Consider the following 6844-nt stretch of genomic DNA (forward strand, 5'->3'; position numbering starts at 1 on the left):
GGGTGGAAAAGTCTTTGCCAGTGGGGAGGGGAAGGGCATGACGGGAAACGGAAGCGCCGCGCCGGCCAACGCCTTGACGGGCCGTCCGACCATGTTCGATGTGGGCATTGGCGTGCTGTACTTCTTCACCTCGCACATGGTTATTCGGGCGCTGTACTATGTGGGGCTCGATCGCACGCCGTGGCAGCTGGCGGTGTTTATCATGCTGGTGATTCTGGCCATTGTGGTGGCCCATGGCTTCGCCGGCGCCTTACAGAAAAGCCGCCTGGCGGTGGAGACGCGCTTCGGTGTGCCCGCGGTCAGCGTGGTGGCCGCCGTGGGTGCCGTGGTGGCTCTGATCTCAACGCTGCCCGTGGTGGGCGTGGGTATGTTCTATCTTTCGGCCATCCTGTTGGGGCTGGCGTGCGGTTGGATCGTGGTGATCTGGTCGTCGACCATCCATGTGACGCGCCCCGATGCGAATTCCTTCTATCTGGATCCGGCCCTGCTGGTGGCCGTGGCGGTATACTTCCTGTTTCGCTGCGTGAGCTCGCTTTCTGAGGCGGTGGCCCAGGGCTTTCTGTTGGCGTTGCCACTAGTGGCATTGGCGTGCATTGTGCGCAGCGGGAAGTTGCTGGCCGAGCGAGCGCAATCGCTGGAGGTGCTGGTAGTGGTGGCTGCGGCCTTCGCCATTGGGTGCAGCTTGGTGGTGTACTTCTCGGGGCGCGAGTCGGAGCTGTTGCCCTCGGGGCTGAACTTCATGGTGCTGTTCGAAGTGCTGGCCGTGGCGGTGATGGTGTTCTGCTGCGCGCTAATGCGCGGGTTCGCCCAGCGCAGCGACGGGCTGCCCGCGCCCGTGATTGCCGCGGTGACCATCGGGCTGTGCTACGGAGCGCCCTTTGCCGTGGGGCTGCTGATGGGCAGCGCCGGCATTCCGGCCCACTCGCCGGACGCGCTGTGGGAGAGCAACATCTGGGTGCTGGTCATCGCCATTTTCGCCTACGACATTCGCGACTCGCTGTACGCCGTGCGCGGACTGGCCGTGGGACTGATGTTCGAGGCCATGTGCGTGGCTCAGCTTATTGCGCGAGTAGCTACGCTGGAGCTGACCATAAGCTCGGTGCTGGTGGCGGTGGCGTTGTCGGCGCTGTACCTGCTGTGCGTGGGCAACCAGCTGCTGCGGGATAGCTTCTGGCGCGACGGTCGCGGCGCGCGGGTGATGCCCAGGTTGAATGTGACGGCGGGGGAGAAGGAGGCCGTTGCGGCCGGCCGCAAGGGGCTTGCGGACGATGGCGCCGCAGGCGATGTGCGTGCTGCTGCGGAGGCTTCTCGGAAATCCGCAGGGGAATTGCAGCGCGCGGTATCTGGCCAGGTGGAAGCTGCGCCGGGGGCCGTGGCAGCGGCTGTGGCTGCGAGCGTGGTTTGCCCAGGTGGTTCGCGCGCCCCGGTGCCCGACCCCATGGCGGCTGACGCCGATCCAGCCGACGAGGGCGAAGCGCTCGAGGAGGGCGTGCCTGTGGAGATTGCGGCCTACTGCCAAGACTTGGCCGACGAGTACGGCCTAACCCCGCGCGAGGCCGAGATTCTAGCGTTGGTGGCATTGGGTCGCAGCGCGAAGTACATCGCCGACGAGCTGCAGGTAAGCTACAACACCACGCGCACCCACATCCGCCACATCTACGAGAAGCTGAACATCCACAGCAAGCAAGAGCTGATTGACGTGGTGCTGTTCGGCTCGGGAGTTATGTAGAGACGAAGCCTGGCGGGAGGTCATGCGGGTATGTGATGGCGGCGAGCTATTGCGGACCGTGGGCTTTCATGCGACTGCGTTCTAGCACGATGAAGCGGCCTCGCCTGAGGGTTCGCGCGATTTCCATCCGCTGGGATAGCGCATGCCCGCTTGAACTCGGGCTATGCGATCGTCTTTTGCTCCAGCGTTTCCCGAAGACGCTACAGAGTTTGTTTTCTTGCCAAAATGTAGGCTCAGATTTGCAGAAAAAAGAAAGCGCCGCTCAATCGAGCGGCGCTGGCAAAGCTGGAATAGGGGCAGTGTTTGTGGTTAACCTGCGAGAACGAGTCCCACGAAGGGCGGCTCGTAGGCGTAGAAGCCCGATGTGTACAAATACTTGTGCATGAGCGGGCTGTCATAGCGGTTGGCTACCTTGATCCAGCCCGTTTTGCCGCCGGACTTCACCTGGAAGCGCACCGTGTTGCCCTTGACGTAGGTCTTCAGGAACTTCACCTTCGCGCCCTTCTTGATGGTGAATTTCTTGGAGGTGCACTTGGTATTCTTGTAGGCGGTTATGGCCTTCTTTGTCTTGTAGGTGTTGTTGCCCTTGAAGCCCACGGTAAGCTTGCCGATCGAACTCGTTTTCTTCAGGGTGCCCGATTTGTACTTGTAGGTGTAATCGGCCGAGATAGAGCTAGCCATATAGGACATGGCAGTGAAACTGACCGTCATCGAGTTGCCCGACACCTTTTTGACTTCGCCGCCTACGTGGTTCCCGATTTTGGATCCCAGGCCTTTGTTGAAGTTGATGACCCTCTTGAGCTTCCCGTTTTTGATTTGATAGAGCGCGCATACTTCAGCGTCGCCGTTGTCCATAGGGGCGTAGAGGTACATGAAGCATTTGCCGTTCTTCAACTGAATAAGCTGGGCCTTAACGTTGTAGAACCAGGTTGATTTCGCGAAAGCCTTTTTGTCGTTGAGGTAGACGGTTATCTTGTTGCCGATGTAGCCGTCCTGGTACGAAGTGGCCACCTTGACGGTGTCGGCCTTACGATCGCCCGTGGCGTCGTACTGAGTGTACGTCACGTTCTCCTTAAGCGTGTGTGCCTGCGCGCCTTTAGTGGCCGTGGTGGCGTAGGCATCCGTGGGCTGCGCCACCAAAAAGCTGCAGGCCAGGAGCGTCACGAGAGCGGCTGCCGCGAAGTAGGCGAGTCGGTTCTTGATTGATGCTGCCATCGAATCTCCCTTCTCTCATTCTGATGGGAACAGCGTAGCATAAATTTGACCCTTTACCTCGCCTTATGCAAAGAGGATGCTTGGTAGATGGACTCTGCTGATAGCCTGCTCGGGGCTCGGGGCTCGGGGTCTGGGCTCTGGGCAACGAAGCGAAAAATCGATGAGGTAGTTCGCTTACGAGGAAACGGGTGACGTGCGAATCGCACTACGATGAGGACCAGAGAAAGCGGCGAGGCGTCAGCCTGTGTCGTTGACCTCCAGGTCACTTTCGTGATATGTTTTTGTTAAATAAAAAGGTTGTGATGCGCTGTGGCTACCGATATCGTTGTTCACCCTCGCGTGCTATGCCGACACTCGGGGATTAGCGAGGAAGATGTCGTGGTTGCTCTCAAAAACGCTGTTGTGGTAGTTAACCGCACCTACGAGCCTCCTGACATTTACGCGGCAGCAGGCGCGGATTGTAAGGGCCGCATGCTGGAGGTGCTAGGCGTGGAGCTGGAAGACGGTCGTTTTTTGGTGTATCACGCTATGAAGCTTACCGCGAAGATGAGCCGTGAGCTGGGCTTGGGATAGGAGGGCCTGATGGAATACCGGACTAAAAGTGGATTCGTGCTCACCGATGAAATGATTGAGGAATTGGCCGAGCAGGCAGAGCGAGGAGAGTATCCGGGACGCTCTGGAAAGGTGATCGTGGCTCCCCAGGGGCGGCCGCCCCTATGTGACGAGGAGCTGGTAACGGTGGCGTTCAAGGTGCCGCGCTCGTATCGGGACCGGCTGGATGAAAAAGCCGCCAGCCGTCACGAGACCCGTTCGCAGTTCATGCGCCATGCGCTAGAAGCCGCGCTGGCATAGGAAAGTGTTATCCGACTGGGCGCCATTGTCTCTTGTTAGAGGTATCTACTTTGCATTACAATAATGCAAAGTACGTACCTTGGAGGAACCATGGCGGATACGACGGCAACTATTAATGTGCGGCTCAGCCCGACTCTCAAGGAACGCGGCGACAGCGTTCTGAAGAAAAACGGCATCTCAACCACGCAGGCTATTCGCGCGCTGTGGGGCGTCATGGCTCGCACGCATGAGGTGCCGGACTTCGTTCTGGCTGAGCAAAGCGAGGCTCGGGAAGACGAAAAGACGCGCAAGAGGACGATCGCTCGTAGCCTCTTGGGCATTGCGTCGTCGGCGTCTCGCATGACCGATGAAGATTTGGACGATCTTCGATTTCAGGGCCTGATGGAGAAGTACGAGGGCCTTGCATGAAGGTGCTCTTCGATACCAATGTTTGGCTCGACATCGCTCTGGGTCGTGAGGGCTTCTACCAAGATTCTTTCGTGGCGCTCGTCGACTGCTTGGACGAGGGCGACGAGATATGCGTGGCGGCCACATCGCTCAAAGACGTTTTCTTTATTGTCGAGCGTATGGAAGGGACCGAGGTCGCCTATGAGGCGGTAGAAAAAATGCTGGAGCTGGCCTGCGCGCTGACCGTAGATGATCTGGTGTGCCGCAAAGCGGTGGAGCTGGAGCGGCCCGATTACGAAGACGGCATCGTGGCAGCCGCCGCTCTCGCGGACGAAGTGGACTGCGTGGTAACGCGCGACTCGGCCGCTTTTCAGAACTTAGGCATTCGCCGATACACGCCAACGGAGTTTATCCAGGAGCGCGGCGTTGAGGTTATCGATTTTTAGGATGTCTTTCCGCCTGCTTATTTAAAGAACCGTCAAGGGGGAAAGCGAGTTGTCGGTGAGCTTGACCCAGCCGGTCTTTCCCGATGAGGTTTTGACTTTAAGAATTGCCCGCCCGCCATTGAGATATATCTTCGAGACACGTGCCGTCTGCCCCTCGGAGAGCTGGCTGGCGACGCTCTTGCACTTCGCAGATTTGTAGACAGGCAGGCCGTCTCTCATCGATTCGACCTTTTTGCTTCCGAGCCATGTCCCCGTCTTGCTGGTGCGTGTGAGCTTGCCGTTGGAGTATTGTAACCTCCTCGACGACGCTAGGTTTGATGGGCTCAGAGGCGCCTGCATAGGTACGGGGCCTCATCGGTGGGGCTGAGATTATTCTAGCTGCCTGACCTGTTGTTTGAGCTGTTGCCCTCGCTGGATCGCGGCTCTACTTAAGGTACTTAGCGCGGTTCTTTGCGGTGTTGGTGCGGTATTTCAGCGTGTCCTTCGAGTTCTTCTTGAGCGACTTGATGGTGCTCATGCATTTGGAGTAGCTGGTGGCTTTTCCGTTCACCTTGAAGTTGTAGTAATAGAAGGGGATGCCTTGCTTCATCTTCTTTTTGTAAGAGGTTGCGTAGGGCTCGAACATCATTTGTACGTCGTAAGAGGCCAGCTTCTTCACTTTGCCGTTTTTGCCTAGACGGTAGTAGTTGTAGTGCTCGTTGTCCATGTGGGCGCGCGAGTCGGAGAAGAAGTTTTTGTTGCGGCACACGCGCAGGGAATAATACGTGCCAACGCGCTTGGCCTTTCCCTTTGCGTACGTGTATACGCGGTAGAAGCCCCCGTCGGCTTCGGTGGCGTTGCTGTTGTAAAGCACGAGGTCCTTGATGCCGTCCTTGTTGATATCCTGGCAGGCGAACTTGAGCGAGCTGGTGGATACCTTGCTATACCCCCACTTCATCGACTTCTTGCTGAGGAGTGTTTTGTACGCAGCGCACGCCTTCGAGTTCTTCGACTTGGCATAGGCGGCTTCAGGCGAGGTAGCCGTCAAAGCAAAGGCGAGCGCGAGCACTAGGGCGACGATGCCTGCAATCAGCAGAGTCCGATACCGCTTCGCTGGAGTGGCAAGATGGGACATAGGAGCTCCTCTCTTTTGGATTTGACGCTTATTCTAGCAGGTCAAGTTAGGCAACTGTATTCTCGACAGAGAAGATGGCAGATAGGCCCCGGGTAAGTGATCTTCTAAAAAAAAAAGAGACACCGCTCCAGGACGGTGCCTCTTGGGGTTAGCTGGTGAAAGCATGTACCTTTACTTGACGATCTTGACCTTCAGGTTCTTCTTAACGTATTTCTCGTAAGAGTACTTTCCGCTCTTGCTAACGCTCACTTTCTTCACTTTCTTATAGGAGTATTTGCCGCCAGTCTGGAGCTTGATGAGACGGTCTATTTCCGATTTGCTGAGCTTGCTCCCATCGGAGGCGGTTGGGTTACCTGCATGGTAGAGATATTTAGAGGCGTAAAGCGTCTGGGGCCAGGACTGCATCCAAAGCTCGACCATACCCTTTCCGCGTTTCCAGCGCTTAACGTTGAACGTCATGAAATCGCCGTCGTTCTGCTCGTAGCGCCTGCTCCAGCGAAGCGTAGCAAGTTCCTCGCCCGTTTTCGCCTCCCGGATGTTGACCTCCTTGTAGTATCGGTTCCCCGTATCTTCGTCGATGTACACCTTGCCGCGCCAATACTTGGGGACGGTGAACTTGACGTAGGAATTCTTAAAGGTTGCGCTTACTTTGGCACCTACCGGCTTGCTTACTGCGCCATCCTCGCCGTCGTAACCAAAGGCAGCTACTTTGCAGTAGTATTTCTTGCCAGCGGGCGCTTTGACGAGGGCTTTCGTGCCGGAAACGTAGCCGAGAACTTCGTATCCCTTGGTTTTTTTCGTGCTGCCGTAGATGGTGTAGCCTGTGGCACCAGATACGCCTTTCCAGCTAAGCTGAATAGTGCACTTCTTCGTGGCTTTCGCCTTAACAGAGGTCGGCGCTGGCAATTGGTCATCATCCGCGTAGGCCGCGTCAGGGGCCGTCGTGGTAAGTCCTAGGGCTAGCAGCAGAGCGACCGCAATGGCTGCAGCTAGTAACCTTGATTTCCGTTGCGGTATTGTGGAGCTTCGCATAACATTCCTTCCCCTCACGGCGTAACCTTTTTGGGGAAGAATAGCGACTCCGGCGACGAGGGCGGCCGC

The 6844-nt window shown here is 57.3% G+C and carries 9 protein-coding genes; 5 read left to right on the forward strand and 4 right to left on the reverse strand.

The window, feature by feature from the left end; genetic code table 11:
- The first annotated feature begins 37 nt into the window (after nucleotides 1-37).
- Nucleotides 38-1729 (forward strand): helix-turn-helix transcriptional regulator, encoded by a 1692-nt coding sequence (locus QZ307_RS04490; RefSeq protein ID WP_295996451.1) that lies wholly within the window; start codon nucleotides 38-40, stop codon nucleotides 1727-1729.
- A 309-nt stretch (nucleotides 1730-2038) separates the two neighbouring features.
- On the opposite strand, the gene QZ307_RS04495 is transcribed toward QZ307_RS04490, so the two are convergent.
- Nucleotides 2039-2944 (reverse strand): hypothetical protein, encoded by a 906-nt coding sequence (locus QZ307_RS04495; protein ID WP_295996454.1) that lies wholly within the window; start codon nucleotides 2942-2944, stop codon nucleotides 2039-2041.
- 378 nt (nucleotides 2945-3322) lie between these two features.
- On the opposite strand from QZ307_RS04495, the gene QZ307_RS04500 reads away from it, so the two are divergent.
- The 4 genes from QZ307_RS04500 (at nucleotide 3323) to QZ307_RS04515 (ending at nucleotide 4629) form a co-directional block, all read left to right on the forward strand.
- Nucleotides 3323-3517, forward strand: coding sequence for a hypothetical protein (locus QZ307_RS04500; protein WP_295996457.1), 195 nt, complete (start codon nucleotides 3323-3325; stop codon nucleotides 3515-3517).
- A 9-nt stretch (nucleotides 3518-3526) separates the two neighbouring features.
- Nucleotides 3527-3796, forward strand: a complete 270-nt coding sequence (locus QZ307_RS04505) for a ribbon-helix-helix protein, CopG family (protein WP_295996460.1) — start codon at nucleotides 3527-3529, stop codon at nucleotides 3794-3796.
- 90 nt (nucleotides 3797-3886) lie between these two features.
- Entirely contained in the window at nucleotides 3887-4204 is a 318-nt protein-coding gene (locus QZ307_RS04510) for a hypothetical protein (RefSeq protein WP_295996462.1), read from the forward strand.
- Nucleotides 4201-4629 (forward strand): PIN domain-containing protein, encoded by a 429-nt coding sequence (locus tag QZ307_RS04515; protein ID WP_295996465.1) that lies wholly within the window; start codon nucleotides 4201-4203, stop codon nucleotides 4627-4629. Before QZ307_RS04510 ends, QZ307_RS04515 begins: the two co-directional genes overlap by 4 nt.
- Nucleotides 4630-4650: 21 nt before the next feature.
- Here the strand turns inward: QZ307_RS04515 and QZ307_RS04520 are convergent, their stop codons facing one another.
- The 3 genes from QZ307_RS04520 to QZ307_RS04530 form a co-directional block, all read right to left on the reverse strand.
- Entirely contained in the window at nucleotides 4651-4848 is a 198-nt protein-coding gene (locus tag QZ307_RS04520; RefSeq protein WP_295996468.1) for a hypothetical protein, read from the reverse strand.
- A gap of 205 nt (nucleotides 4849-5053) precedes the next feature.
- On the reverse strand, nucleotides 5054-5743 hold the full coding sequence (locus tag QZ307_RS04525; RefSeq protein ID WP_295996471.1) for a hypothetical protein: 690 nt from the start codon (nucleotides 5741-5743) through the stop codon (nucleotides 5054-5056).
- A gap of 171 nt (nucleotides 5744-5914) precedes the next feature.
- The coding region (locus QZ307_RS04530; RefSeq protein WP_295996473.1) for a hypothetical protein at nucleotides 5915-6844 on the reverse strand (930 nt) is incomplete at its 5' end.

The organism is uncultured Adlercreutzia sp. (genome assembly GCA_910585575.1).
Lineage (GTDB): Bacteria > Actinomycetota > Coriobacteriia > Coriobacteriales > Eggerthellaceae > Adlercreutzia.